Origin of the sequence: Curtobacterium sp. SP.BCp (genome assembly GCF_051903255.1) — a bacterium.
Lineage (GTDB): Bacteria > Actinomycetota > Actinomycetes > Actinomycetales > Microbacteriaceae > Curtobacterium.
In genome coordinates, this window is the sequence record NZ_CP194338.1 from 365,885 (window position 1) to 387,767 (window position 21,883).

At 72.3% G+C, this 21,883-nt stretch carries 24 protein-coding genes; 13 read left to right on the forward strand and 11 right to left on the reverse strand.

Translation table 11 applies throughout. The annotated features are described in order from the left end of the window. Positions 1–3: 3 nt before the first annotated feature. Both ACRQ4C_RS01940 and ACRQ4C_RS01945 read left to right on the forward strand, forming a co-directional pair. Complete coding sequence (locus ACRQ4C_RS01940) at positions 4–657, forward strand: GntR family transcriptional regulator (protein ID WP_290133088.1); 654 nt, start codon at positions 4–6, stop codon at positions 655–657. A 148-nt stretch (positions 658–805) separates the two neighbouring features. Then, complete coding sequence (locus tag ACRQ4C_RS01945) at positions 806–2,335, forward strand: LCP family protein (protein WP_439689878.1); 1,530 nt, start codon at positions 806–808, stop codon at positions 2,333–2,335. 15 nt (positions 2,336–2,350) lie between these two features. Here ACRQ4C_RS01945 and ACRQ4C_RS01950 read toward each other — a convergent pair whose 3' ends face one another. After that, positions 2,351–2,986, reverse strand: a complete 636-nt coding sequence (locus tag ACRQ4C_RS01950) for a TetR/AcrR family transcriptional regulator (RefSeq protein ID WP_439689879.1) — start codon at positions 2,984–2,986, stop codon at positions 2,351–2,353. Positions 2,987–3,035: 49 nt separating this feature from the next. Here ACRQ4C_RS01950 and ACRQ4C_RS01955 point away from each other — a divergent pair, with 49 nt between their 5' ends. Both ACRQ4C_RS01955 and ACRQ4C_RS01960 read left to right on the forward strand, forming a co-directional pair. Then, the gene (locus ACRQ4C_RS01955; protein ID WP_439689880.1) at positions 3,036–3,605 is read left to right on the forward strand and encodes a sigma-70 family RNA polymerase sigma factor; all 570 of its coding nucleotides are present in this window, start codon (positions 3,036–3,038) and stop codon (positions 3,603–3,605) included. A 16-nt stretch (positions 3,606–3,621) separates the two neighbouring features. Beyond that, positions 3,622–4,404 carry an endonuclease/exonuclease/phosphatase family protein gene (locus ACRQ4C_RS01960; protein ID WP_439689881.1) on the forward strand — a complete coding sequence of 261 codons (783 nt, stop codon included), beginning with the start codon at positions 3,622–3,624 and terminating at the stop codon, positions 4,402–4,404. 3 nt (positions 4,405–4,407) lie between these two features. On the opposite strand, the gene ACRQ4C_RS01965 is transcribed toward ACRQ4C_RS01960, so the two are convergent. Continuing rightward, positions 4,408–5,211, reverse strand: a complete 804-nt coding sequence (locus ACRQ4C_RS01965; protein ID WP_290133083.1) for a hypothetical protein — start codon at positions 5,209–5,211, stop codon at positions 4,408–4,410. A 147-nt stretch (positions 5,212–5,358) separates the two neighbouring features. Here ACRQ4C_RS01965 and ACRQ4C_RS01970 point away from each other — a divergent pair, with 147 nt between their 5' ends. Next, complete coding sequence (locus ACRQ4C_RS01970) at positions 5,359–6,258, forward strand: SDR family oxidoreductase (RefSeq protein ID WP_439689882.1); 900 nt, start codon at positions 5,359–5,361, stop codon at positions 6,256–6,258. 75 nt (positions 6,259–6,333) lie between these two features. Here ACRQ4C_RS01970 and ACRQ4C_RS01975 read toward each other — a convergent pair whose 3' ends face one another. The 5 genes from ACRQ4C_RS01975 to ACRQ4C_RS01995 all read right to left on the reverse strand — a co-directional run bounded on the left by ACRQ4C_RS01975 (position 6,334) and on the right by ACRQ4C_RS01995 (position 10,761). Beyond that, on the reverse strand, positions 6,334–8,412 hold the full coding sequence (locus ACRQ4C_RS01975) for an iron ABC transporter permease (RefSeq protein ID WP_439689883.1): 2,079 nt from the start codon (positions 8,410–8,412) through the stop codon (positions 6,334–6,336). A 2-nt stretch (positions 8,413–8,414) separates the two neighbouring features. Beyond that, on the reverse strand, positions 8,415–8,543 hold the full coding sequence (locus tag ACRQ4C_RS01980) for a hypothetical protein (protein ID WP_439689884.1): 129 nt from the start codon (positions 8,541–8,543) through the stop codon (positions 8,415–8,417). Positions 8,544–8,635: 92 nt separating this feature from the next. Beyond that, positions 8,636–9,406 (reverse strand): ABC transporter substrate-binding protein, encoded by a 771-nt coding sequence (locus tag ACRQ4C_RS01985; protein WP_439689885.1) that lies wholly within the window; start codon positions 9,404–9,406, stop codon positions 8,636–8,638. Positions 9,407–9,475: 69 nt separating this feature from the next. Beyond that, positions 9,476–10,369 (reverse strand): ABC transporter ATP-binding protein, encoded by an 894-nt coding sequence (locus ACRQ4C_RS01990; protein ID WP_439689886.1) that lies wholly within the window; start codon positions 10,367–10,369, stop codon positions 9,476–9,478. Between the two features lie 68 nt (positions 10,370–10,437). Next, on the reverse strand, positions 10,438–10,761 hold the full coding sequence (locus tag ACRQ4C_RS01995; RefSeq protein WP_290133078.1) for a hypothetical protein: 324 nt from the start codon (positions 10,759–10,761) through the stop codon (positions 10,438–10,440). A gap of 188 nt (positions 10,762–10,949) precedes the next feature. On the opposite strand from ACRQ4C_RS01995, the gene ACRQ4C_RS02000 reads away from it, so the two are divergent. Together ACRQ4C_RS02000 and ACRQ4C_RS02005 are read left to right on the forward strand one after the other, a co-directional pair. Next, positions 10,950–11,627 carry a TetR/AcrR family transcriptional regulator gene (locus ACRQ4C_RS02000; protein ID WP_439689887.1) on the forward strand — a complete coding sequence of 226 codons (678 nt, stop codon included), beginning with the start codon at positions 10,950–10,952 and terminating at the stop codon, positions 11,625–11,627. Between the two features lie 100 nt (positions 11,628–11,727). Next, positions 11,728–11,922, forward strand: a complete 195-nt coding sequence (locus tag ACRQ4C_RS02005) for a DUF2795 domain-containing protein (RefSeq protein ID WP_290133076.1) — start codon at positions 11,728–11,730, stop codon at positions 11,920–11,922. Positions 11,923–11,956: 34 nt separating this feature from the next. Here ACRQ4C_RS02005 and ACRQ4C_RS02010 read toward each other — a convergent pair whose 3' ends face one another. The 3 genes from ACRQ4C_RS02010 to ACRQ4C_RS02020 form a co-directional block, all read right to left on the reverse strand. Continuing rightward, positions 11,957–13,453 (reverse strand): threonine/serine ThrE exporter family protein, encoded by a 1,497-nt coding sequence (locus tag ACRQ4C_RS02010; protein WP_439689888.1) that lies wholly within the window; start codon positions 13,451–13,453, stop codon positions 11,957–11,959. A 74-nt stretch (positions 13,454–13,527) separates the two neighbouring features. After that, positions 13,528–13,791, reverse strand: coding sequence for a hypothetical protein (locus ACRQ4C_RS02015; RefSeq protein WP_290133074.1), 264 nt, complete (start codon positions 13,789–13,791; stop codon positions 13,528–13,530). 94 nt (positions 13,792–13,885) lie between these two features. Further along, positions 13,886–14,326, reverse strand: a complete 441-nt coding sequence (locus tag ACRQ4C_RS02020; RefSeq protein WP_439689889.1) for an OsmC family peroxiredoxin — start codon at positions 14,324–14,326, stop codon at positions 13,886–13,888. Positions 14,327–14,464: 138 nt separating this feature from the next. On the opposite strand from ACRQ4C_RS02020, the gene ACRQ4C_RS02025 reads away from it, so the two are divergent. From ACRQ4C_RS02025 to ACRQ4C_RS02035, 3 genes are all read left to right on the forward strand, one after another. Then, positions 14,465–15,082 carry a DUF805 domain-containing protein gene (locus ACRQ4C_RS02025; protein ID WP_439689890.1) on the forward strand — a complete coding sequence of 206 codons (618 nt, stop codon included), beginning with the start codon at positions 14,465–14,467 and terminating at the stop codon, positions 15,080–15,082. A 102-nt stretch (positions 15,083–15,184) separates the two neighbouring features. Further along, positions 15,185–16,234 carry an NAD(P)-dependent alcohol dehydrogenase gene (locus tag ACRQ4C_RS02030; protein ID WP_439689891.1) on the forward strand — a complete coding sequence of 350 codons (1,050 nt, stop codon included), beginning with the start codon at positions 15,185–15,187 and terminating at the stop codon, positions 16,232–16,234. An 86-nt stretch (positions 16,235–16,320) separates the two neighbouring features. Continuing rightward, positions 16,321–16,698 (forward strand): hypothetical protein, encoded by a 378-nt coding sequence (locus ACRQ4C_RS02035; protein ID WP_439689892.1) that lies wholly within the window; start codon positions 16,321–16,323, stop codon positions 16,696–16,698. Between the two features lie 60 nt (positions 16,699–16,758). Here ACRQ4C_RS02035 and ACRQ4C_RS02040 read toward each other — a convergent pair whose 3' ends face one another. Then, positions 16,759–18,621, reverse strand: a complete 1,863-nt coding sequence (locus tag ACRQ4C_RS02040) for a gamma-glutamyltransferase family protein (protein WP_439689893.1) — start codon at positions 18,619–18,621, stop codon at positions 16,759–16,761. Positions 18,622–18,765: 144 nt separating this feature from the next. Here ACRQ4C_RS02040 and ACRQ4C_RS02045 point away from each other — a divergent pair, with 144 nt between their 5' ends. The 3 genes from ACRQ4C_RS02045 to ACRQ4C_RS02055 all read left to right on the forward strand — a co-directional run bounded on the left by ACRQ4C_RS02045 (position 18,766) and on the right by ACRQ4C_RS02055 (position 21,882). Continuing rightward, the gene (locus ACRQ4C_RS02045) at positions 18,766–19,965 is read left to right on the forward strand and encodes a peptidoglycan DD-metalloendopeptidase family protein (protein ID WP_439689894.1); all 1,200 of its coding nucleotides are present in this window, start codon (positions 18,766–18,768) and stop codon (positions 19,963–19,965) included. 490 nt (positions 19,966–20,455) lie between these two features. Continuing rightward, a complete protein-coding gene (locus ACRQ4C_RS02050; protein ID WP_439689895.1) occupies positions 20,456–21,247 on the forward strand; it encodes a sulfite exporter TauE/SafE family protein in 792 nt (263 codons plus the stop codon). Further along, positions 21,244–21,882, forward strand: coding sequence for a DNA alkylation repair protein (locus ACRQ4C_RS02055; protein WP_439689896.1), 639 nt, complete (start codon positions 21,244–21,246; stop codon positions 21,880–21,882). The genes ACRQ4C_RS02050 and ACRQ4C_RS02055 overlap by 4 nt, the downstream gene beginning before the upstream one ends. The last annotated feature ends 1 nt before the right edge of the window (position 21,883 follow it).

Sequence of the window (21,883 nt, forward strand, 5' to 3'; positions counted from 1 at the left end):
CGCATGCCAGTGCCCTCCACCCAGCCCGCCGCCGAACGGAAGCTCCTCCGCGACACCGTCCAGGACAAGATCCGCGACGCGATCATGGACGGCACCCTCGAGCCCGGTGAGCGCCTGAACGACGACGACCTCATCGCCTGGCTCGGCGTCTCCCGCACCCCCATCCGCGAGGCCCTGGCAGAGCTCTCCCGGTCCGGCCTGATCGAGATGGCACCGAACCGCTACACCCGTGTGGCAGCGCCCACGAAGGACGAGCTCCTCGACGCCTACCGGACCCTCGGGGTGATCTACGGCGGGGTCGTGCGCCTCGCGGTCCCGCGCTTCACCGAGTCGCAGCGCAAGAAGGTCGTCAAGATGCTCGACGACGTCGTCGCCCGCTCGTCGAAGGGCAAGCAGGACGAGGTCGCCCGTGACGGCGCGAACATCTACGCGATGTGGGTCGAGGCCTGCGGCAACGCGTCGCTCGCGTCACTCTGCCGGTCGACGACCGACGGCCTGGCGTTCAAGCTGAGGGTGCCCGAACTCGCCGAGCTGATCCCCGTGGACACGGTCGTCCCCGAGCTCGAGAAGCTCAAGGCCGCCGTGCTGGCGAAGGACCCGATCGCGGCCGAGCTCGCGATGGAGGCCGTGCACCTGCTGCCCTCGCGCGACCAGTAGCGAGGGTCGCGGACGCGACCACCCAGCGGACGGGAGGCGCGGTGCCGGCCCGCACCGCGCCTCCCGTCCGTCTCGTGGTCACGGCGGTCCGGAGCGACCTGCCAGGCGTTCTCATGGCAGGTTCGAGCACTGCAGTTACCCTTTCCGGGTGAGCGATGCACCCGACGAGACGACCCGCCGCGCCCGGCGCGGCTCCGTGCCGCCCCGCCACGGGCGGCAGAAGCGGCGCCTGAGCGCCGTCTTCCCGGCGATCGCGGGTGTGGTCACCATGGCGATCGCCCTGAGCGGCGCGTACGCCTTCTACACGTACGACCAGCTGGCGGGCAGCGTCACGATCGTCAACGCGATCACCGGCAAGAAGGACACCAAGAACGACGTCGACGGCGAAGCGCAGAACATCCTGCTCGTCGGCGACGACCACCGGCCGGACAACGCGACCCCCGAGCAGATGGCCGAGCTCAGCACGACGAGCGACGGCGGGGCGACCAACACGGACACGATGATCGTGCTCCACATCAACGCCGACGGCTCGCAGGCGACGATGATCTCCTTCCCGCGCGACTCGTACGTCGACATCCCGGGCGTCGGCAAGGGCAAGCTCAACAGCGCCTTCTACTACGGCACCCTCAACGGCGGGGGCGACACCGGCGGTGCGAAGCTGCTCATCAAGACGATCGAGAACGTCAGCGGACTGCAGATCGACCACTACGTCCGCGTCTCCCTGCTCGGCTTCTACCAGGTCGTCAAGGAACTCGGGCCGGTCGACGTCTGCCTGAACAACGCGGTGAACGACCCGTACTCGGGCGTGAACCTGCCCAAGGGCAAGAGCTCCCTCGACGCAAAGCAGGCGCTCTCGTTCGTCCGCCAGCGCCACGGTCTGCCGAACGGCGACCTCGACCGCAACGTCCGCCAGCAGTACTTCCTGTCCCAGGAAGCCCGGAAGGTCCTGTCCGCCGGCACGCTGCTCAACCCGGTCAAGCTCGGCAACATCCTCAAGGCGGTCGGCGGATCGATCCAGACCGACACCGACCTGGTGTCGCTCGCGGCCCAGATGCGCGACCTCCGACCCGGCAACATCCAGTCGGCGACGATCCCGACGCTCGGCACGCCGACGATCTACGTCAACGGGTCCGCGCTCTCGATCGTCCAGGTCGACGAGGTCGGTCTGCCCGCCTTCGTCCAGGGTCTCGTCGGGCAGCCCGAGGCCTACACCAAGGCCACGAGCGCACAGCCGGCGAGCACGACGGTCACCGTCCTGAACGGCAGCGGGGTCACCGGCGCCGCGGCGGCCGCGACGCAGAACCTCACCGCGCGCGGCTTCCAGGTCGGGACGCCCGGGTCCTCGGAGACCACGAAGGCCACGCAGGTGCAGTACCCGAAGGGCATGGAGTCGCAGGCGAAGGCCGTCGTGGCGGCCACCCCGGGGGCCGTCGCGGTCCGGACGAACGACGTCACGGGCGTCACGCTCGTGCTCGGCTCCGACGGCAAGACGGTCTCCGCTCCGGCCCAGCCCGGGTCGTCGGCCTCGACGCCGACCGCCGGCGGGTCGGGCTCGTCCGGTGGGTCGTCCTCCGGCGGGTCCTCGTCCGGTGGATCGTCCGCGAAGCCGAGCAGCGAGCCCTCGCCCAAGTCGACCGACGTGCACAACTACGGCAAGGCGAACGTCTGCATCAACTGACGCCGGCGCCCGGTGTCACGCCGCGGTCGCGTGCTGCCGGATCGCCGCGATCGCGGTGTCCAGGCCGACGACGAGCGGTCGCACGTCGCGGTGGACCTGCGCGAGGAGCAGGCCGCCCTGGAGCGCCACCATCACGGCGGTCGCCAGCGTGGCCGGGTCTGCGTCGGTGTCGAGCACGCCGCGCTGCTGCATCGTGGCGATCCCCCGGCGGAAGCCCTCCTCCCAGCGGCTGAACCCGGCGGACACCAGACCGCGTGCGGCGCTGTCCCGTTCGGCGACCTCGGTGCCGAGGGAGCCGAGCGGACACCCGCCCACGCAACCACCCGCGTGCGCGCCGTCCACCATGCGGTCCCGCCAGCGTGACCAGGCCTCCCAGGTCGAGAGGTCGGCGTGGTCGGCGCCCTGGTGCGTCAGGACCGCTTCCGCCTGCCGGTCGATGACGTCGTGGACGAGTGCGTCCTTGTCCGAGAAGTAGTGGTACAGCTGCGACCGCCCGACACCGGCAGCAGCACCGATGTCGTCGAGGGTCGTGCCGGTGACGCCGCGGGTCAGCATGAGCTCCGCGGCGACGTCGACGATGCGGGCCCGGGTCCGCAGTCCCTTCGCGGTGCTGCGGCGAACGGTAGCGGGGCTGGTCCGTGTGGCGGGCATGTGGAGAGTGTACTTGTGAGTCCATTTTGCAGCATGCAAAATACCGGATATGAACGACGAACTCCTCGCCAAGCGCTCCCAGGAGCGCGACCTGATGCTCGCGGTGGCCGCCGGTGACCGTCGCGCGTTCACGGCCCTGCACGAACGCTTCCGCCCGCTCGTCGAACGGTACGTGCGCCACCAACTGAACGACCCCAGCCAGGTGGAGGAGGTCGTGCAGGACGTGTTCCTCGAGATCTGGCTGATCGCCGAGCGCTACGACCCCCGACACTCGGTCATCGCGTGGGTCCGGACGATCGCGCAGCGCCGGGCCATCGACCGTGTCCGGAAGAGCCGCGCCGACCGAGACCGCGACCTCCGCATCGGAGCCCGGGACCACGAGGTCGTCGACCACTCCGCCACGGAGCGTGCCGAGAGTGTCCTCGACCGCGCGGCCCTCCGCCGTGCCGTCGCCGAGCTGCCCCCGAGGCAGCGCGAGGCAGTCGTGCTCCGGCACCTCGTGGGGCTCTCCGGGCCGGAACTGGCGACCGAACTCGGGGTCCCGGTCGGGACCGCCAAGACGCGGGCCCGGGACGGCGTCATCGCGCTCCGGCGGGTCATGGTCCCGGAGCCCGCGTGATCGGTAGGTTCGACGGGTGAGCAGCGCCGAGCGTCCGATCACCCTGATGACGTACAACATCAAGAACCCTGATCCCGCACACGACTGGCCCGCGCGGCTGCCGGTGCTGCTCGACATCGTGCGACGCCACGACCCCGACGTCCTGTGCGTCCAGGAGGCGTTCGACCACCAGATGGACGACCTGCGTGCCGGACTGCCCGGGTACGGCGACGTCGGTCAGGGCCGGGAGGGCGGGAGCGCGGGTGAGCACGCTGCCGTGTTCTTCCGACGTGATCGACTCCGTCCCGTCGAGCACGGGTCCTTCTGGCTGTCGGACACACCGGACGAGCCGGTGTCCAACACCTGGGGGAGCGTGTTCCCCCGGATCGTCAACCACGCGCGGTTCCTCGACGTCGACGGCGCGGCCTTCACGCTCGTGACGACCCACCTCGACCACGAGGAGGGCCCGCACGGTGACGAGGTCCGGGCGAGGAGCACGGCCGTGATCGCGGAGCGCACGGCCGCCGTCGACGGGCCGGTCGTGGTCGCCGGGGACTGCAACGAGCCGGCCGGCGTCGGTCGGGCGTCCCGGGTGCTCGTCGAGGCCGGGTTCACGGACGCGTGGGACGTCGCCGGGGACCCCGAGGACCGGACCGCGACCTTCAACGACTGGGAGCCGCCGGTGGCGTCGGGTGAGCGCATCGACTGGGTGTTCACGCGGGGTGTACGCGCCGTGGACCGGGTCGTGATCGACCACGACGGGCCGGAGACCTGGTTCGCGAGCGACCACTTCCCGGTCGTCGCGACGATCCGGGTCTGAGGATCAGCAGCCGTTCGTCGCGTTGACCGGCATCGGGGAGCCGAGCACGGTCACGGTGGTGTCGTCGGTCAGGGCGGAGACACCGTTGCGCTCGGTGTCGTCGCCCCGGGGGTCCTTCGCGCCGTCGGTGTCCTCGTCCGACGCCGCACGCGCGCGGCGGTCGTCGCTCGACCGGTCGTCGCTCGACCGGTCGTCCGTGCGCTGCTCGGTGTCGTCCCAGCCGCGCTGGAGGAGCACCTGCCAGGCCGAGGGGTCGTCCGAGTCGTCCGAGCCGAAGGACATCCGGTCCTGCGGGGCGGTCCGTTCGATGCGTCGCTCGATGTCGTCGCCGACCTGCACGCCGTGCGGACCGGACAGCTCGACCATCGACCCACTGCGGGACCGGACCTCGTCACGGAGGACGCGGATCTCGACGGCGTTGCCGAGCTCGGCGGGCGTGGCCAGTGCGGCGACGCGGATCGCACCGCCCCAGGTGTAGGTCGTGCCGGCCGGGAAGCACGCCCCGCCGTCTCCCTCGGCCGTCTGGGTGCGCGACGGCGTACCGAGGAGCCGGTTGAGCAGTGAGACGGTCGACCGTGCATCGCGCATCGACACGTCGACGACGGTGCGGTCGTCACGCTCGAGGACGAGCGACTCGGCGCGGAGCTCGATGGCGTCGACGCGCTTGAGCTTGCCGTTCGACACGGACGACGTCGAGGTGGCCGTCTGCGTGGGTTCCGCCGCCCCGGCGGGTGCGCCGGTCGCGAGCACGGTCGCCGAGGCGGCCAGCACGGCGACGCCGAGCGCGAGGGAGGGGCGGAAGGTCACCAGTCGACCGTACGGCCTCGGACCTCGGTGGACGACGGGTGTTACCGAATCGGTTCCGGGCCGTCACCGCACCGTGACATTCGGCGACACCCGTCGGGGGACAGTGCCTGGACGTCGGCGCTGCCCGGCCTGCGTACCGTACGGCGCATGACGGACCAGTACACGATGCAGGACCCGACCGCGATGTACGCGGACAAGAAGCCCGACGAGCAGTACCTGCCCGGCGCCGGCACCGACGAGGAGATGGCGCAGAACGTGCCGGCCGACCACGGTGAGGACACCTACCGCGGCTCCGGTCGTCTCGAGGGCCGGAAGGCGCTCGTCACCGGCGGGGACTCCGGCATCGGCGCCGCCGTCGCGATCGCGTACGCACGGGAGGGCGCCGACGTCGCGATCTCCTACCTGCCCGAGGAGGAGGAGGACGCGCAGCGCATCGTCGGACTCATCGAGGCCGCCGGACGGACGGCGGTGGCGCTGCCCGGGGACATCACGTCGAAGGAGTGGTGCGAGGAACTCGTCGCGAAGGCCGTCGAGGGCCTCGGCGGACTCGACATCGTCGTGAACAACGCCGGCAAGCAGCAGAACGTCGACTCGATCACCGACATCGAGGACGAGGAGTTCGACGAGACCTTCAAGACGAACGTCTACGCGACCTTCCGCATCACGAAGGCCGCCGTGCCGCACCTGGCTCCCGGGTCGACGATCATCAACACGACGTCGATCCAGGCGTACGCGCCGTCACCGCACCTCGTGCACTACGCCGCGACGAAGGCGACCGTGAACAACCTCGCCAAGGGCCTCGCCGCGCAGCTCGCGCCGAAGGGCATCCGGGTGAACGCCGTCGCACCCGGTCCGATCTGGACGCCGCTGCAGCCCGCCGGCGGGCAGAAGCCCGAGGACCTCCCGAGCGCGGGCGAGCAGACCTACCTCGGTCGCTGGGGCCAGCCCGCCGAGCTGGCGCCGGCGTACGTGTTCCTCGCCAGCGGCGAATCGTCCTACGTCGTGGGGGAGACGCTGCACGTCGACGGCGGGATGCCGACGCCGTAGCGGCGACCACGTGACGGACGGGAGGCACGGTGCCGGCTGGCACCGTGCCTCCCGTCCGTCAGACCGCGAGCGCCGTCAGTGCGCTCGCGGCGTCCGCAGGAGCAGCCACACGAAGTACGGCGTCCCGACGAGCGCGGTGAGGATGCCCGCGCCGAGCTGCGCCGGCGCGATGACCGTCCGTCCGAGCAGGTCACCGAGGCAGACGAGCACCGCACCGAGCAGCACCGCCACCGGCACGACCCGGGCGTGCGCTCGACCCACCAGCGAGCGGGCCGCGTGCGGAGCGACCAGCCCGACGAAGCCGATCGTGCCGACCGCCGCGATCGCCGTCGCGGTGAGCAGCACCGAGAGCGTCAGGAACCCGAGTCGGGTCCGGCCGAGTCGGACGCCGAGCAACCGGGGCGAGTCCTCGTCGAGTGAGACGAGGTCGAGCTCCCGGTGCGCCGGCAGCACGAGCACGAGCGCGACGACGAGCACCACGACGACCGGGAAGGAGTCCTGCCACGTCCGGCCGTACGTCGAGCCCGACAACCAGGTCAGTGCCTTGTTCGCGTTGAACGGGTCGGTGACCACGATGAGCAGGCTGATGAGTGCCGTGAGCCCGGCCGACACCCCGACGCCGACGAGCACGAGGCGGTTCTGTCGGAAGCCCCCGCGGGCAGCGAGACCGAACACCACGAGCGCCGCCAGCGCGGCACCGGCGAACGCGGCCCCGGCCACGCCCCACGTCGACGCCGCGGGGACCGCCGTCACGACGAGCACGGCACCGAGTCCGGCTCCGCTCGAGACGCCGAGGACCCCGGGGTCGGCGAGCGGGTTGCGGGTGACGCCCTGCACGAGCGTCCCGGCGAGTGCCAGCGCTGCACCGGCGAGGAGCGCGGCGGTGACCCGCGGGACGCGGGTGTCGAGGATGAACGAGATCGCCTGGTTCGCCCGGCCGGTCAGCCAGTTCGTCACGTCACCGAGCAGGAGCTTCGCGTCCCCGAGCAGCACCGATGCGACGACCACGCCGACGAGCACGGCCACGAGGGCGACGACCGTCAGGGTGACCGCGAGTCGACCGGGGATGCGCGAGACCTCGAGCGGGGTGGTCTGCCCGGTGTCGCGCATCCGGAGCGCCATCACGACGAGGAACACCGCGCCGACGACGCTCGTGACGACGCCCGTGGGGACGGTCACGGCCCGGTCGCCCGACACGACGGCGCGGAGCAGGACGTCCGAGGCGACCACGATGCCGGCTCCCACGAGGCCCGAGACGGTCAGGAGCGCCCAGGAACGGTGCAGGGTGGGGAAGGTCCGCGCGACCGGACGGACGAGTGCCGGCGCGCACAGGCCGACGAAGCCGATCGGTCCGGCGATCGTCACGGCCGCGGCGGAGAGCAGCACCGCGAGGACGACCGCGACGATGCGGGTGCTCCGGACCGGGACGCCGAGCCCGCGGGCGGCGTCGTCACCGAGTGCCAGGGCGTCCACCCGGTGGGAGAGGACGAGGAAGCCGACGACCCCGACCGCCACCACCGGGAGCATCGGCAGGATCGTGTCGTACCCGTTCTGCGCGATGCCGCCCTGGTTCCAGCTGTAGAGCCCCCGGGTCTGCTGCGGGAACAGCAGGACGAGCGCCTGCGTGACGGAGCCCAGGCCGAGGGCGAGCGCCGTGCCGGCCAGGACGAGCCGCAGGGTCCCGCTGCCGAGTCCGGACAGCGCGAGCACCAGGGCGGCGGCCGCGAGTCCCCCGAGGAAGGCGATGCCGGACTGCGCGACGACCGGCAGTCCGATGCCCGACACCGAGACGATGCCGAGCGCGAGGTACGCGCCGGCGTTGACGGCGAGGGTGTCCGGCGCGGCGAGCACGTTCCGGGTCACCGCCTGCAGTGCGGCGCCGGCGACACCGAGCGCGAAGCCGACGACCAGCCCGGCGACCGCACGGGGGAAGCGGGAGGCGACGACGACCGACGCGTCGGCGCCGTCCACCCGGCCGGTGAGGGCCTTCCAGACGTCGGCGACCCCGACGTTCGCGGTGCCCTGGGTGGTGTCCACCGCGGCGAGCACGGCGACGAGCGCGATCCCGGCGACGAGGAGCAGGACGCCGAGCGCGGGCCGGGCGACGCTCGTGGAGCGCCTCCCGGCCCGCGCCTGCGTGGCGGTGCCGGTCACCGCTACTTCGTGAGCGCGGCGACCGCGGCGTCGACGTAGGCGTCCATCGCGCCGGGCCCGCCGAACATCCAGATGCCGTCGTCGAGACGGTGCACGTGGTCCTGCTCGACGAACGGCAGCGACTTCCACACGGCGTTCGACGCGAGGGTCTTGCCGAAGACGTCGTCCTCGCTCGCGGCCTTGTTGTCGATGTAGAGGAACTGCGTGTCGGCGGGGAGCTTCGTCAGTCCCTCGACGTCGGTCGAGCCGAGGCCGTACGCCGCGTCGCCCTCGATGCCCGTGCCGGACCAGGCGTCCGCGAGCCCGAGCTCCGCGTTGACCTGACCGATGAGCGAGCCCTTCGTGTACGGACGGATCGTGACCTGGTTCGACAGGACGTACCCCCGTCGGCGAACGCCACCTTCGTGCCGGCCTTGCCCGCGTCGGCGATCTCCTGCTTGCCGTCCGCGATCTTGTCCTCGAGGGCCTTCCACACGGTGTCGGCCTTCGCGGTCGTGCCGGTGGCCTCCGCGATGAGGTCGAGCGTGTCCTTGATGGTCTCGAGCTGGGCGCCCGACTTCGCCGAGGCGATGACGATCGTCGGGGCGATCTTGCGGAGCTGCGTGATGACCGAGTCCTTGAGGTCGGTCGTCGCGACGATGAGGTCCGGGGCGATCGAGGCGATCGTGTCCGTACTCGGCTCACCGCGGGTACCGATGTCCTTCGGGTCGCCGGTCAGCGGGACCTTCGAGTCCCACTGGCTGTAGCCCTTCACGTCCGCGACGCCGGCGGGTGCGACGCCGAGGGTCTCGAGGTCCTCGACGACGTTCCACTCGGTGCCGACGACCTTCTTCGCGGGGCCGTCGAGCGTCACCTTCGTGCCCTGGGCATCGGTGACCGTGATCTTCGCGGCGGAGGGGCTGGCGTCGGAGGCCTCCTGCGTGGAGCCGCAGGCGGTGAGGGCCAGCGCGGCTGCGGCGGCGATGGCGGTGGCGGTGAGGAGTCGTCGCTTCATGGCGGCTCGGGTTCTTCCTGTTCGGTGGGGGTGGAGCTGTCGGTCGGACGCGTGCTGCGCGCCCCGTCGTCAGCGGGTGGGTGCAGGGGTGGTCCGGGAGTGGTGTCGACCGACCGCGCGGGTCCGGAGTGCACCGGTGGAGGGGTCGTGGTCGACGTCGATGCGGATGCCGTACACGTCCGAGAGTCGCTCGGCGTCGAGGACGTCCTCCGGGGTGCCGTCCGCGACGACGACGCCGGCGCGGAGGAGCACCAGCCGATCGGCGACGGCTGCCGCCTGGTCGAGGTCGTGCAGGACGACGCCGACCGCCGTCCCGTGGACGTCCGCGAGGTCGCGGACGAGGTCGAGCAGCTCCACCTGGTAGCGGAGGTCGAGGTACGTGGTCGGCTCGTCGAGCAGGAGGACGCCGGTCTGCTGTGCGAGGCAGCTCGCGAGCCACACCCGCTGCAGCTGCCCGCCGGACAGCTCGTCGGCCGGCCGCTCGGCGAGGCTGGTCAGTCCGGTCACGTCGAGCGCGTGGGCGACGACGACCTGCCCGTCCGGGTCCTGTCCGCCGAAGCGGCCGCGGTGCGGGTGCCGACCGAAGGTCACGAGGTCGCGCACGCGGAGTCCGCCGGGCACCGGGCGGCCCTGGGTCAGCAGTGCGACCTGGCGGGCGAACGCCTTCGGGGTCAGGGCGAGGCCGTCGACGACGTCGCGTCCGGCGTCTGCGGCCACGCGTGCCGTCGCCGTCGGCCTGGAGGCACGGCTCGCGGCGTGCGCATCGGTCGCGCCGCGCAGGTGCACGGTCCCGGAGCGCGTGGGCTGCAGCCGTGCGACGGAGCGCAGGAGCGTGGACTTCCCCGACCCGTTCGGGCCGACGAGGGCGGTCACCGTCCCGGCGGTGAGCTCGAGCGAGGCGGCGTGGACGACGTCCTCGCCGTGGTAGCCCACGGTGACGTCGCGTGCGTGCAGATCGACCACGGAGGTAAGGGTAGCCTCACCTACTTAGGTTTACCTAACGTGTGACGGGATTCCTTCGCGTCGCCCGGTCAGCAGGGTGCCCCGCAGGTCCGCGCCAACCGTTCGAGGAGCTCACGGGCGGACAGCGCGGCGGCCAGTTCCACCTCGACCGGGTTGATCCCGATCGCCCGCTCGAACGCACGGCGCCGTGCCTGGTCCGCGATCGGGACCTCGGGGCGCTGGGGGAGTTCGGCGATCGCCCGCGCGGCGGCGTCGAACGCGCCGACCGGTCGACCGAGCTGCTCCCACATCGTCCGGACGTCGTGGGCGACCTGGTCGGCGTCGCCGCCGAACTCGAAGCCGGCGGACGCCATGGTCGCGAGACCGTGCGCGATCGAGTCGTTCGGGGTCATGTCGGCATCGTCACACGACCGGCCGCGAACGGGCTGAGCGGGATGCTTGTCCCCCGGAATGCCGACACCCGGACCGGGGATTCTGGTGTCCCCCGACATCCACCAGGATGGGGTGTGCACTCGTTCCGGGTGCAGCACGCGCCCCACGAGGGCGCCCCGGACAGGACGTCCGGCGATCGGAGGGCACGATGCTCGAGAACACCAGCGCGGACACGCACGCGGCAGCCGCTGCGGCCGCCACCCTGCACCTGCGGATCACGATCGTCGGGACGACCGTCGACCTCCTGCGCGACGTGCCCTTCCACGAGGCGCGGCCGGAGCAGGTCGCGGAGCGCATGGGGATCACGGTCGCCGAACTCGAACTGCACTTCCCGTCGTGGGACGGTCTCGTCCTCGCCGCCGTCGACCGCTGGAACGGCGGCCGCATGGAGGAGGTCACGGCGGAGGTCGGCGACGCCGCCACGGTGGACTTCCTCCGCGCGATCGTCGCGTCGAACGCCGAGGACCCGGCACTCATGCGGCTGCTCGTCGCCCTGCTGTCCGTGGCCGGCAACCCGTCGCACCCGATGGCCACGTACCTGCGCTCGCGCTACCAGCTGTTCTTCTCGCAGATCAAGCGCGGACTCGAGCGGGACGTCGCCGTCGGCCGGGCGCCGCACACGATGGACCCCCGCCGCGGGGCCGAGCAACTGATCGCCCTCTACGAGGGGCTGCAGCTCCAGGCGCTCCTGCGAGCGGACATGGACCTCGTGCAGGCGTTCGACCGGGCCGTGGCGCGGCTCGAGGCCGGCTGGATGGAGCGGTACCAGCCGCGCGCCCAGGTCCAGCACGCCACGTGGAGTGACCCGGGCAGCTGGGAGATCTGACCGCACACGGCCCGGTGGGGTTGGCCGGGATGCGCGGAACCGTGCCGGGGCAGAGTCCGGCGGGGGTACTCGGTGGAGACCCCAACCGGAAGGAGCCGTCGTGGCGAACCCCAACCCGATCGAGATCCAGAAGTACCTGAGCGGCATCGAGTACCCGGCGTCGAAGGACGACATCGTCGCCACCGCCGAGCGTGAGGGCGCCTCGGGCGATGCGCTCGAGGCGCTGAAGAACATCCCGGACGGCGACTACGACGCACCCACCGCGGTGTCGAGCGCCGTCACCGAAGCCAGCTGAGTCCCGGCACGACCGGCAGCGCGGCCGGCCGCGGTCACCAGCGCGGTCGGCTGCCGTCCCCGGGGTCGTAGCCCGAGTCGCGGATGACGCGGAGCGCGGTGGTGTCGCTGTGGACCGAGTGCACGACGACCTTCCGCGCGCGCCGGAGGGCTCGTCGGGCACCCGGCGTCGCGAAGAGCCCGCCGAGGACGAGACCGGCGCCGATCGCGAGCGCGACGGTCACGGCGGACACGAAGTCGAGCGCCGAGGTCGACGACCCGGACATCACGTTGAGCAGGGCGTTCGACACGGCGACACCGGGGAGCAGCGCGCCGCAGAACGCGGGGACGGCGATCGCCCCCACCGCGGTGCGCATCCGTGCCGCCGCGATCGTCGCGAGCACGCCGAGCAGCACGGACGCGAGGAACGTCGCGCCGAGCAGGGGCAGCCCGAGGTGGCGCATCGCCCACAGCGACGCTCCGGCCGTGACCGAGAAGACCACCGCGACCGGGATCACCCGCGCGCTGGCCTGCTGCACGAAGCAGTTCGCCGCGGCGGACACGACCGTGAGGGACAGCGACGCCCACAGCGGGAGCGGGTCGAGCACGATGCCGGACGGGTCGACCTCGATGCGGAGCCAGTGGGTCAACGCGATGCCGGCCGGGACGCCGACGACGATCGCGGCGATGACGAGCAGGATCGAGAACGCCCGCGCGACCGCCATCGCGCGGAACCCGGAGATCGCGTCCTGCGCCCAGGTCACGAGCGAGACGTGCGGCAGCAGGAGCACCACGAGCGCCGCCACCATGGTCGCCGCGCCGGCCGGACCGAGGATCCCGGCCGCGATCGCGAGGGTGCCGAGTGCTGACGCCACCGCCCCCTGCGCACCGGAGACGAAGAACTGCGGGAAGCCCCGACCGGTCAGCCACCGGCCGGACACGATGATCCCCATCATGAGGACGAACGCCCCGAGACCCGCACGCCAGCCACCGCCCGCCTGCATCGCGATCGAGGTGCCGAGGACGGCGAGCCCGACGTCGGCGAGCCAGGTCGGCCAGCGGGGCGGCATGCGGAGCACGGCGACGAGCGCGCTCACGGCGGAGGTCATGTCGCGCGAACCGTGCACGAGGTCGTCCACGATCTGGTTCGCCCACGCGAGACGCCCGAGGTCCGACCCGTCGATGGTCACGGTGCGGAACTTCACGAGCGCGGGACCGTCGGCCGGTGCGTACTGGATGGTCACCGAGCTGCCGGTGAGGTCGAGGTCGAGCGGTGCGAGGTTCCACTTCGTCGACACCGCGACCACCGCGGTCTCGACGCTCCGGGTGTCGGCGCCGGAGGCGAGCATCACCTCGGCGAGGTCGAGGCAGAAGTCCACGATCTGCACCGGCGAGTACTGCTCGCGCGGTCGGAGGTCGGGGGTGACGTCCTCGTAGATCGTGCCGCGCAACCGGGCACGGGCGTCGCGGAGGTCGTGCTGCGCGACCTTCCGGACGCGGGGCCGCGGCGGGCGGCCGGGCCTCGGCGCGCCGGGGAGGAACTGCTCGGCCATCCCGCCATCGTGCCAGCCGCTCGGCGCCGAGTCCGGATGCCGGCTGAACGTGGCCGTGTCGTCGGCTGGGCGGGTCAGCGCGGCCCGCGGAAGCGAGCGCTCAGGCGTCCGGCGGCGAAGGCCGCGACGACCGCGCCCACCGCGGCGGTCAGCGGGCCGACGACCTGCTGCCACGAGTGCGTCACCGGGTCGAAGACCGTCCCCGCCAGCGGGGCGTACGCGAACCAGCCGAACGACGCGCTCGGCGCAGTGGCCCAGATGGTCACGCCCGCGACCAGGGCCGCGAGGCCTGCCCACAGGGCGAGCCAGGTCGGGGTGGCGAAGCGGCGACGTCTCACGCTGGTGAGCGTACCGACGACGGACGGGAGGCGCGGCGCCAGCCGGCACCGTGCCTCCCGTCCGGAACGCAGTCGCGTCAGCGACGCGTCGTGACTACTGCTCGAACGTCGCGCGCAGCTCGATGTCGACGCCGGTGAGGGCCTTCGAGACCGGGCACGTCGCCTTGGCCTCGTCGGCGGCCTTCAAGAACGCTGCCTCGTCGATGCCGGAGACCTCGCCGCTGACGGTGAGGACGATGCCGGTGAGCTTGAAGCCGTCGGCGGAGTCCGGGCCGAGCGAGACGTCGGCCTTGACGTCGAGCGCCTCGACGGTGCCGCCGGCCTCGCCGAGGATCGCCGAGAACTGCATGGCGTAGCACGAGGAGTGGGCTGCGGCGATGAGCTCCTCGGGGCTGGTGGTGCCACCAGCGTCGTCCGCGGCGCGCTTCGGGAAGGACACGTCGTAGGTGCCGACCTTCGAGCTCGAGAGTTCGACCTGGCCGGAACCGTCGTTGAGGCCGCCGTTCCAGGCGGTGCGTGCGGTGCGCGTGGGCATTCCCGCTCCTTTCGTGTGGGGTCGGCCCCGTTCGGAGCCGTCGACTCCGGTCCGGAGCCAAGGCCGAGTCAATCGGAGAACGACCGTTCTCGCAACCTGCTCACGGGGAAGACGCAGGTCTGCCCTACGATCGGGCGCATGGGGGACAGCACGTCGTTCCGGTCGCGCGTGACCGAGCAGGGACCGGTCGACGTGTCCCGACGCCCGGACGTGGCCTGGGTGCGCTTCTGGACGCAGGGCTGGCGGTTCCACGGCCGCGCCAGCCGGACCGAGTTCTTCTGGGTGATCGCCCTGCAGGCAGTGGTCACCCTCGTGGTGTGGTGGCTCGTCGAGCAGCTCGGCATGACGGCACGCTGGACGGTCTACGCCGACCCGTTCGGCATCGTCCCGTCGCCGCAGGTCGGGTTCCACCTGTTCGAGATCCACCAGGGTCGGTACTCCTCTGCGTGGTGGGGGTACGGATCGGGTCGCGACGCCTGGCCCGACAGCTGGGACGTCGCGATCATCATCGGCCTCCTCGCGACCGCGATCCCGCGGTGGTCGTTGCTCGTGCGGCGCCTCCACGACCGCGACCACACCGGGATGTGGATCCTGCTCCTCGTCTTCACCGGCCCGATCGGGTGGTTGGTCGTCACCGGCATGGTGGTCAGTCGTCCCCGCGTGCGTGGTGCGCGCTTCGACCGTGGGCTGTTCGCCGGGCGTCGCGAGTCCCTGCCCGACCCGGATCCGGGCCCGGCACTTACGCAACAGGTGTAGTTTGGCGGTGGATCGGCCCGATCCGATCGCGACGCCGCACCCCCTGACGCCCGACGAGTCGAGTCGACGCTCACCAGTGACCCGTCAGAAGGAGCAGCAACCATGCGTGCCGTCGTGTTCGAGCAGTACCAGACCTTCCCGTCCCTCAGGGACGTGCCGAAGCCCACGCCCGGGCCGGGCGAGGTGTTGCTCGAGGTCGCCGGCGCCGGGGCGTGCCACTCCGACGTCGCCGTCTACCGCGAGTTCCGCGAGGGCCAGCCGGGAGCGCAGGCACCCGCGTTCGTCCTCGGGCACGAGAACTCCGGCTGGGTCGAGTCGGCCGGCCCCGGCGTGACCGGGTTCACCTCGGGGGACGCCTACCTCGTGTACGGCCCCGTCGGGTGCGGGCACTGCTCGTACTGCTCCAAGGGGCAGGACACGTACTGCGAGAACGCCGCCACGAACCCGTACGCGGGCATCGGCCTCGGCCGGGACGGCGGCATGGCCGAGTACGTCGTCGTGCCCGCGCGGAACCTCGTGCCCCTCGGCGATGCCGACCCGGTCGCCGCGGCACCGCTCAGTGACGCAGCGTTGACGCCGTACCACGCGATCAAGGCCTCGCTGCCGAACCTCGCGGGCGGTGGGAAGTACGCGCTCGTCGTCGGACTCGGCGGTCTCGGGCAGATCGCCGTGCAGATCCTCACCGCGCTCACCGGTGCGACCGTCATCGCGACGGACATGAAGCAGGACGCCATGGACCGTGCGGCGGCCCGCGGCGCGATCACGGTCCCCGGCGGCCCGGACCAGGTCGCCGCCATCCGGGAGATCACCGGCGGACGCGGCGTCGACGCGGCCTTCGACTTCGTCGGTGCGACCCCGACGGTGAAGACCGCGCAGGCGTCGATGGCGATCGGCGGCCGCTTGACGGTCGTCGGGATCGCCGGGGGCACGACCGAGTGGAACTTCTTCTCGACGCCGTACGAGTCGACGATCACGAACACCTACTGGGGCACCATCGAGGACCTGCACGAGGTCGTCGCGATGTACCGGGCGGGACAGATCGTGCCGGACGTCGAACGGTACGCCCTCGACGATGCGCTCGAGGCGTACCGGAAGCTCGAGGCCGGCGAGCTCTCCGGTCGAGCCGTCGTCGTGCCGACCCTCGGTCGCTGACGATCCGCACACTGACGATCGGCACGCTGACGACGATCCGGTAACGCTCCCGGTGTGCTCGGTCCCGCCGGGGCTACCGTGGAGTCGTGGGGCAGCGGCTGCTCCGCAGTGGGGAGCAGATCATGTCGACGAACCCGGACTACACCGAGGCTGTCAGGCCGCGGAGCTCAGGCGACGGGACCACCGACGGTGGCATGACGATGGGGATCCCGTACGACGCCCCGGGACGTGGCCTCGTCAGTGGAGACGTCGAGCCGGTCTCGCGGTCGGGGCTCGCCTGGCGGGTCGTCGCGTCGCTCGTCCTCGCCGCGATCGGCATCAACGCCCTCGTGGTCGTCGTCCGGATCCTGGCCGGGCCCGCGGACGTCTGGGCGGGAGCCATCGGGATGGCGCTGGTGGCCGCGCTCGCGCTCGCCTACCCCGTCGTGAACGTGGTGCGCTGGGTGCGCGTCTCCCGGCGGTAGACCCGCGCGGAAACCGACGGGAGGCACGGTGCCAGCTGGCACCGTGCCTCCCGTCCGTCGTCAGCGCGCGATCGCGTACCCCTGAGCACCCCGGGAGTTCGCGGCTGCTCCCACGACGCCGGTCGACGGGTCGCGGGTGACACAGCACAAGCGGCCCAGCGACCAGTCACCGGCGCGGGTGACGACGTGGCCGCGTGCCTCCAGCGCCGCGATGACGTCGTCCCCGAGTCGGTCCTCGACCACGAGGCCCGCGGGCTCCCACGTCCGCGGCCAGAAGGAGCCCGGGAGTGACGTCGTGTGCAGCGCCGGAGCGTCGATCGCCTGCTGGGGTGAGTAGCCGCCGACGATCCACCGCAGCAGGAAGAGCAGCTGCCACTGGTCCTGCTGGTCGCCGCCGGGGGAGCCCAGGGCGGCCACCGGTCGATCGTCGCGCAGGACGAGCGTCGGCGTGAGGGTGGTGCGCGGTCGTTCCCCCGGCGTCAGCGTCGAGGCGGTGCCTTCCTCGAGCCAGGTCATCTGCAGCCGGGTCCCGAGGGCGAACCCGAGACCGGGGACGGTCGGCGAGGACTGCAGCCAGCCGCCCGACGGGGTCGCGCTGATCATGTTGCCCCACCGGTCGACGACGTCGATGTGGACCGTGTCTCCCCGAGTCTCGCCGGTCGGGGCGACGAACGGCTCGCCGCGGTCTTCCACCGGGACGGCCCGCTCGGCGTCACGGGCGACCCGGACGGTCGGTTCCCCGGCGCTCCCGCCCGCATCGGCGTCGTACTCGGTCCGGAGGGGCGGCGCGGCGGGCGCGACACCCGGGACGGTCCCCGGACGCAGCTCTGCCGAGGCGCGCTCGCCGATCAGGGCACGACGTTCGTCGGTGTACGCGTCCGAGAGCAAGACCTCGAGGGGCACGTCCCCGTCGCCGTAGAACAGCTCCCGGTCGGCGAGGGCGAGCTTCTGCGCCTCGACGACGGTGTGCGCACCGAGCTCGGTGGACGGGTCGAGCAGGGCGTCGTCGAGGGGATCGAGCAGTCTGAGGGTCTCGAGGAGCGCCGGACCCTGACCCCACGGTCCGGTCTTGGCGACCGTGCACCCGCGGAACTCCGCCGTCGTCGCCGGCTCGTAGGTCGCCCGGAACGCGCGCAGGTCCGACGCCCGCAGCACGCCGGCGTGGTCGGTGCCCGATGCATGGCGGTGCGGTTCGCGGACGAAGCGGTCGATCGTCTGCGCGACCAGGCCCTCCGCCCACTCGGTGCGAGCAGCGTCGATGCGGGCCGTCCGACCGGCGTGCTCGCCGCCAGCGGCGACGAGCCGCTCGTAGACGGACGCGAGTGCCTCGTTGCGGAGGAGGTCCCCGGGGACCGGCACCGTGCCTCCCGGCAGCCACTGCGCAGCCGACGTGGGCCAGTGCTCGCGGAACAGGTCCTGCACGGCCGTGATCGTCCGGACAACACCGGCGGTGACCGGGTGACCGTCCCTGGCGTAGCCGATCGCCGGGGCCAGGACGTCCGCGAGGTCCCACGTCCCGCGATCACGGAGCAGGAGGAGCCAGGCGTCCACCGCCCCGGGCACCGCGGCCGCGAGGGCGCCGGCGCCGGGGACGAGGTCGAGGCCTTCCGCGGTGAAGTGTTCCGGCGTCGCGCCCGCCGGCGCCGGTCCCTGCCCGCAGAGCACGACCGGTGTCGGGTCGTCCGCCGGCGCGAACACGGCCGTGAGGTCACCGCCGGGGCCGTTGAGGTGCGGCTCGACCACCTGCAGCACGAAGGCCCCAGCCACCGCGGCGTCGAACGCGTTGCCGCCGCGCTCGAGCACCGACTGGGCCGTGGCGGTCGCGATCCAGTGTGTGGACGCGACCGCTCCGAACGTGCCGGCGAGGTCTGGGCGGGTCGGTGTCGAGGTGGGCGGGACGAAGGCGGGGTTCGGTGTCGGCATGCTCACCATCCTGCTCCGACGACACCGTGCCCCCGGAACTGGGGTTGTCCTCAGGAACGCAGAACACCGACCATCGTTCGGTGACTCGTGCAGGGCGGGTCGCAGTCCGTGCAGGGGCACGGCGCACCGACCAGCAGGGGAACCATGACCAGCAACCCGTCCACCGCCACGCGTCCGCGTCCGGCGTTCCGAGCCCGCGCTTCCCGCCTGGCGGCAGGCCTCGCGGCGCTCGCCGTCGTCGCCGGCGGCATCGTCGGCACCGCGGCGCCGGCGTCCGCGTCCGTCGTCTGGAAGGGATCCGTCCCGGCGGGCACGACACTGAACCCGGGTGACTCGGTCACCTCGCCGAACGGACAGTTCCGACTCGTCCTGCAGGGTGACGGCAACCTCGTCGAGTACGGCATCGGCAACGCCGTGCTGTGGGCGTCGGGGACCTCGAACAAGCCCGGCGCGATCGTGAAGATCGGCAAGAACCGCGCGGTCGACCTGCTCCTCGGCGGCAAGCGGGTCACGCGGTGGTCGTCGGCCGGCACGAAGCAGTCGACCTCCTTCGTCCTCCGCGGCGACGGCACGATGGCGTTGCTCTCCGGTGCGACGCCGATCGTCAACTGGAAGGGCTACCAGGACCGTGTCCCCGCCGGGTACACGATCCTCGGCGGCACCACCCTCCGCTCCGACGCGAGCGCCACCCGCACCCTCGAGATGCGCACCGACGGCAACCTCGTGCAGTCCGTGTCCGGCAAGGCGGTGTGGTCGTCCGGCACGTCGGGGAACCCCGGGGCGTACGCCGCCGTGCAGGCCGACGGCAACCTCGTCGTCTACACGGCGGCGAACGCGGCCAAGTGGTCGACGCGCACCTACAAGTACGGCGGCGGTCAGCTCCTCGTGCAGGTCGACGGCAACGTCGTGCTCTACGGGAAGAGCGACACGCGGGTCTGGTCGACGAAGCCGGTGACCGGCCTGCGCTGGCCGGTCGCGAGCACGAAGATCTCCGGACGCTTCGGCGACGACCGCGGGGCGAACCACACCCCGCGGTACCACCAGGGCACGGACTCCCCGGTGGCCGTCGGCACGCCCGTCTACGCGTCCGGGGCCGGCACCGTGACGACCACCGTCTCCAACAACGCCACGTACGGGAACTACGTCGTCGTGACCTACGGCAACGTGACCGTCCTGACGGCGCACCTCAGCGCGATCCAGGTCAAGAAGGGCCAGATCGTGTCGCTCTCGACGATGATCGGGAAGTCGGGCAACACCGGGCAGTCGACGGGGCCGCACGTGCACGTCGAGACCCGGCGCGGTGGCACCCTCATCGACCCGCTGTCGGTCCTGCACTTCCGCTGACGCGGCGCACGGTCGCCGCCGCAGCTCGGCGCTGACCCTGCCCGGTCCCCGTCGGGCAGGAACGGCCCGCACGCTCCATGCGTGCGGGCCGCCCGTCTCAGTCCTTCCGCCAAACGTCGAGCAGGAGCCTGGCGACGGCCACGAGCAAGCTCGCGACCGGCAACCAGGACACCCGACGCCTGGGCTCGGACCCGTTGTCCTTCGACAACGAGACCTCCTCCGTGTGTCAGCGCCGGCGGACACGAGGAGCGGGGGTGCCGAGGGGTGCGTCCGTGACCGCGGTCACGTACGCTGGTTCCGAGCGTTTCGCTCGGGACGTACGCGGTTCCTCTGCACTCCACTCGGAGAGCAACTCGAAGCCCATCACCGTTGCCCCGGTGGTGGGCTTCAACCTTGCCCGGGGCGATCGTCCGGCGAACCGCCGCCCCGCACGGCAGCCCACGGCCTGTGATACTCCAGTTCCACGCGGCGCGCGCCGTAGGCTGGGACGATGCGCCGGACCCTCGCCCTCGTCGCGATCGGCATCGTGGCCGGACTCCTCTCCGGGCTGTTCGGCGTCGGCGGCGGCGTCGTGGTGGTCCCCGCGCTCATGGCGGTGCTCGGCATGGACCAGCGCCGCGCCTCCGCCACCTCGCTCGTGGCGATCGCCCCCGCGGCCGTCGTCGGCGCGGTCACCTACGGCGTGCAGGGCGAGGTGCACTGGCTCGCAGCGCTGACCCTGGCGGTCGGCAGCGTGGTCGGTGCGCCGATCGGTGCCCGGCTCCTCCGGACGATCCCGCTCCGCGCACTGCCGTGGATCTTCGTGGGCTTCATCGCGGTGGTGCTCGTGTCGCTCTTCTCGACGGTCCCGACCCGCGGCGGCGACGTGCACTTCGGCGTCGTCGAGGCCCTGGTGTTGCTCCTGCTCGGTCTGCTGTCGGGCGTGCTGTCCGGGCTCGTCGGCGTCGGCGGCGGCGTCGTCATCGTGCCGGGGCTCGAGGTCGCCCTCGGCGCTGGTGACCTGCTCGCCAAGGGGACCTCCCTGCTGACGATGGTCCCGACCTCGGTGTCCGGCACGGTCGCGAACCTCCGTCGGCGTGCGGTGGACGTCCGGGTCGGCCTGACCGTGGGCACCACCGCGGCGGTGTGCTCGCCGGCGGGTGCGTGGCTCGCCCGACTCGTCGACCCGCAGGTCGGCACGTGGATGTTCGCGGCGTTCCTCGTGGTGGTCGCCGTGATCGTGCTGCGGCGCGGTCGCCGGGCCCGGCCGACGGCGGAGGCGACCGACGGGGAGGTCGCGTGACGGGCCTCCAGGCCGGTGGGTCGGCGGAGGACGTCATCTCGGCGCTCGCGCGCACGAACGGTGACGTCGCGGCGGCCCGCAGGGTCGTGCGGCGGTTCGCCGCCCTCGACGAGGGCGAGCGCTCGGCGCTGCTCTGGAGCGAGGACGCGGGTGCGCGGCTGGTCGCGGTGCTGCTGCTCGTGCGGGCGATGCGGGCGCATCCGGACGACGAGCTGACCGAGGAGTACCTCGCGGCGGCGAAGGCCGAGCGGTTCGACGACCCGATGCTCGTGGACCTCGCGGCGGAGGAGCTCGTCGGCGCACCCCTCGTCGCCAGCGGCTCCACGGGGCAGCTCTTCGCGCTCGCGAAGTCGGACGTGGCGATGGTGCGGCGGATCGCGGTGGTCGCGACGCTCGCGTTCGTCAAGCAGGGCGACGCGGACGTCGCGCTCGGCATCGTGGGCCGGCTCGTCCGGGAGCGCGGCGACTCCGTGCAGTCCGCGGTCGGCTGGGTGCTGCGGGAGGTCGGGAAGCGCGCGTCGGAACCGGCGCTCGTGGCGTTCCTGGAGCGGCAGGGTCGCTGGCTCTCGCCCGGCGCGCGTGCGACCGCGACGGAGCACCTGCCACCCACGGAGCGGGACCGCTTGCGCGGGTGAC